The 2,944-nt window shown below is 67.4% G+C and carries 5 protein-coding genes; 2 read left to right on the plus strand and 3 right to left on the minus strand.

The window, feature by feature from the left end:
• Both ACFWPJ_RS29290 and meaB read left to right on the plus strand, forming a co-directional pair.
• Nucleotides 1–594: cobalamin-dependent protein (locus tag ACFWPJ_RS29290; protein ID WP_378856203.1), on the plus strand; the 594-nt coding region annotated here is incomplete at its 5' end.
• Nucleotides 591–1,685: a methylmalonyl Co-A mutase-associated GTPase MeaB gene (gene meaB, locus ACFWPJ_RS29295; RefSeq protein WP_378856205.1), complete on the plus strand. Its 1,095-nt coding sequence runs from the start codon at nucleotides 591–593 to the stop codon at nucleotides 1,683–1,685. The genes ACFWPJ_RS29290 and meaB, both read left to right, overlap by 4 nt.
• Here the strand turns inward: meaB and ACFWPJ_RS29300 are convergent.
• From ACFWPJ_RS29300 to ACFWPJ_RS29310, 3 genes are all read right to left on the minus strand, one after another.
• A complete protein-coding gene (locus ACFWPJ_RS29300) occupies nucleotides 1,636–2,112 on the minus strand; it encodes a type II toxin-antitoxin system VapC family toxin (protein WP_378856207.1) in 477 nt (158 codons plus the stop codon). The genes meaB and ACFWPJ_RS29300 overlap by 50 nt on opposite strands.
• Nucleotides 2,109–2,393 carry a type II toxin-antitoxin system Phd/YefM family antitoxin gene (locus tag ACFWPJ_RS29305; RefSeq protein WP_378856209.1) on the minus strand — a complete coding sequence of 95 codons (285 nt, stop codon included), beginning with the start codon at nucleotides 2,391–2,393 and terminating at the stop codon, nucleotides 2,109–2,111. The genes ACFWPJ_RS29300 and ACFWPJ_RS29305 overlap by 4 nt, the downstream gene beginning before the upstream one ends.
• A 104-nt stretch (nucleotides 2,394–2,497) precedes the next feature.
• Nucleotides 2,498–2,944: multicopper oxidase domain-containing protein (locus ACFWPJ_RS29310; protein ID WP_378856211.1), on the minus strand; the 447-nt coding region annotated here is incomplete at its 5' end.

Consider the following 2,944-nt stretch of genomic DNA (forward strand, 5'->3'; position numbering starts at 1 on the left):
CGCGCCAAGGCCACCGTCGGTGAGATCTCCGACGCACTGGAGAAGGTGTACGGCCGCCATCAGGCCGAAATCCGTACGCTCTCCGGTGTGTACCGTGACGAAGCAGGCAAGGCATCCAACATCGGCGCGGCCATCGCGCTCGTCGAGGAGTTCGCCGAAGCCGAGGGCCGTCGTCCCCGCATCCTGGTCGCCAAGATGGGCCAGGACGGCCACGACCGCGGCCAGAAGGTGATCGCCACCGCGTTCGCCGACCTCGGCATGGACGTCGATGTGGGCCCGCTGTTCCAGACCCCCGAAGAGGTGGCGCGCCAGGCGGCCGACAACGACGTGCACATCGTCGGTGTCTCCTCGCTGGCCGCGGGTCACCTCACGCTGGTGCCCGCCCTGCGGCAGGCACTGGCCGATGTCGGTCGCCCCGACATCATGGTCATCGTCGGCGGCGTCATCCCGCCCGGCGACTTCGACGAGCTCTACGAGGCAGGCGCGGCGGCGATCTTCCCGCCCGGCACCGTGATCGCCGACGCCGCCATCGATCTGCTGAAGAAGCTGGCCGCCTCCCTCGGCCACGAGATCGGCGGCGGCACAGCCGAATGAGCGACGCCGCACACACGGCCGGGGGTGGGCAGCCCCATCCCCGGCTCGGCACCACCGCGGGTGTCGGTGCCCCGCGCAACGGCGACCGGACCGTCACCGGCGTCCGCCGCACCATCGACGTCGACGCGCTCGCCGACGAGGTGAAGGCCGGACAGCGCTCGGCACTGGCCCGTGCGATCACCCTGGTGGAATCCACCCGGGCCGACCACCGCGAACTGGCCCAGCAGTTGCTGCTGCGGCTGGGCACCGAGCCGGGCACCGTGGTGTCCAACCGGGTCGGCATCACCGGTGTCCCCGGCGTCGGCAAGTCGACGTTCATCGACGCGCTCGGCATGTACCTGCTCGGCAAGGGGCATCGGGTCGCGGTCCTGGCCGTCGACCCGTCCTCGACCCGCACGGGCGGTTCGATCCTCGGTGACAAGACGCGCATGGCCCGGTTGTCGCTGGAAGCCGACGCGTTCATCCGGCCCTCGCCCACCGCGGGCACCCTCGGCGGTGTCGCCAAGGCCACCCGCGAGACCATCGTGCTGCTGGAGGCGGCCGGCTACGACGTGATCCTGGTCGAGACCGTCGGCGTCGGCCAGTCCGAGGTGACTGTCGCCAACATGGTCGACGTCTTCTGCTTCCTCACCCTCGCCCGCACCGGTGACCAGCTGCAGGGCATCAAGAAGGGTGTGCTGGAACTGGCCGAGCTCGTCGCGGTAAACAAGGCTGACGGCAAGCACGAGATGGAAGCCAAGAGCGCGGCCCGCGAACTCCAAGGCGCCCTGCGCTTGATCCACCCGCACGACGCCCTCTGGCGCCCGCCCGTGCTCACCATGAGCGGCCTGGAAGGCCAGGGCCTGGACAAGTTCTGGGACACCGTCCTCGAGCACCGCCGCGTCCTCACCGACGCGGGGGAGTTCGCCGAGAAGCGCCGCCGCCAGCAGGTCGACTGGACCTGGACCATGGTCCACGACCAGATCCTGCGCCGTCTCGCCGACAACCCGGCCGTGAAATCCGTTCGCGCCCAGGTGGAGTCCGCGGTCCGTGCCGGAACCCTCACCCCTGCGCTCGCGGCGGAGAGGATCCTGGCCGCTTTCGACGCCTGATCACCGGGCCGTCACTCGGCAACTCGAACGGATTCACGAGCGCGACACCGGTATGCGCGAAGTGTTTGGTATTGCGGGTCGCCACGGTGTGTCCGTGCGTCAGGGCGGTGGCGGCGATGAGTCCGTCGCTCACATCGATAGCGGTGGTGGCGATCAGCGCCCACTGATGTGCTACGGCGGTATCCACCGGCAGGATCCGGTGGGTGAAACTGCCTTCGATCTCGTCAACGGCGCGCTCGAGTCGATCGGCACGGGCTGATTCGGTCCGGGCGCGCAGCAGGGCGATGCCGCGCCGGAGTTCGCCCACCGTGATCACGCTCAGCCATTGCTCGCTGCCACGGTTGCGCTCGAACCAGCCGAGTACCGCCGCAGCGGGCCGCTGCCGCATCAGCTCGGACAGGACATTGGTATCGATGAGGTAGCTCACGGCAGCTCGGTGAGGTCGAGATCACGCGGCATCGACGACTGTCTCGAGCTTTCGATCTCGTCGACGACGTCGGCGACCTCATCGCCCAATCCGCCGAACGTCACCAGTAGGCGGTCGACGAAACCGATATCGGGCCGGACCAGTCGACGATACTCGGCGATATCGATGACAACGGCGACTTCGTCGCCATGCTTGGTGATCGTCTGCGGTCCTTCGGTCTCGACGGCACGAAGGACTTCGGAGAAGCGCTGCTTGGCTTCTTGTACTTGCCACCGCGTCATCATCACTCCTTACAAGGCGCGATACTGTCTGGACAGACTAGACTGAAATCGACCAGATGTCGATGCCCTCACGGAGTACCTCGAGTCCATCGCCTGACAACGGCTCACCCGTGCCCCATCGCCCCCATGTCCATCGGCGCCGGCTGCTGTCCCGGCGCCAGGACCAGGAACTGACCCATCATGCCCTGGTCCTCGTGGTGCAGCAGATGGCAGTGGTACATGTACGGGAACGTCGGGTCGGTGTGATCGGCGAAGTGCATGGCCAGGGTGTAGGTGGCGCCCGGCGCGGTATAGACGGTGTCCTTCCAGCCGGAAAGCGCTGGGGGCGGCGGGTTTCCGTCGATCGCCAGGATCTGGAACTGGACATCGTGGACGTGGAAGTTGTGCGGCCAGTCGTCCTTGTTGCGCACCGACCAGACCTCGGTGGTGTCGACGGGAATCGCCATATCGATGCGGTTCATGTCCATCCGGCGGTTGTTGATCATGAACCACTGCAACTCGAAGGTCCGGGTCGGCGCCGTGTTCGCCGCGGCGTGTGGGCTCATCGGCAC

Source organism: Nocardia sp. NPDC058497, from assembly GCF_042720195.1.
Classification (GTDB): Bacteria; Actinomycetota; Actinomycetes; order Mycobacteriales; family Mycobacteriaceae; genus Nocardia.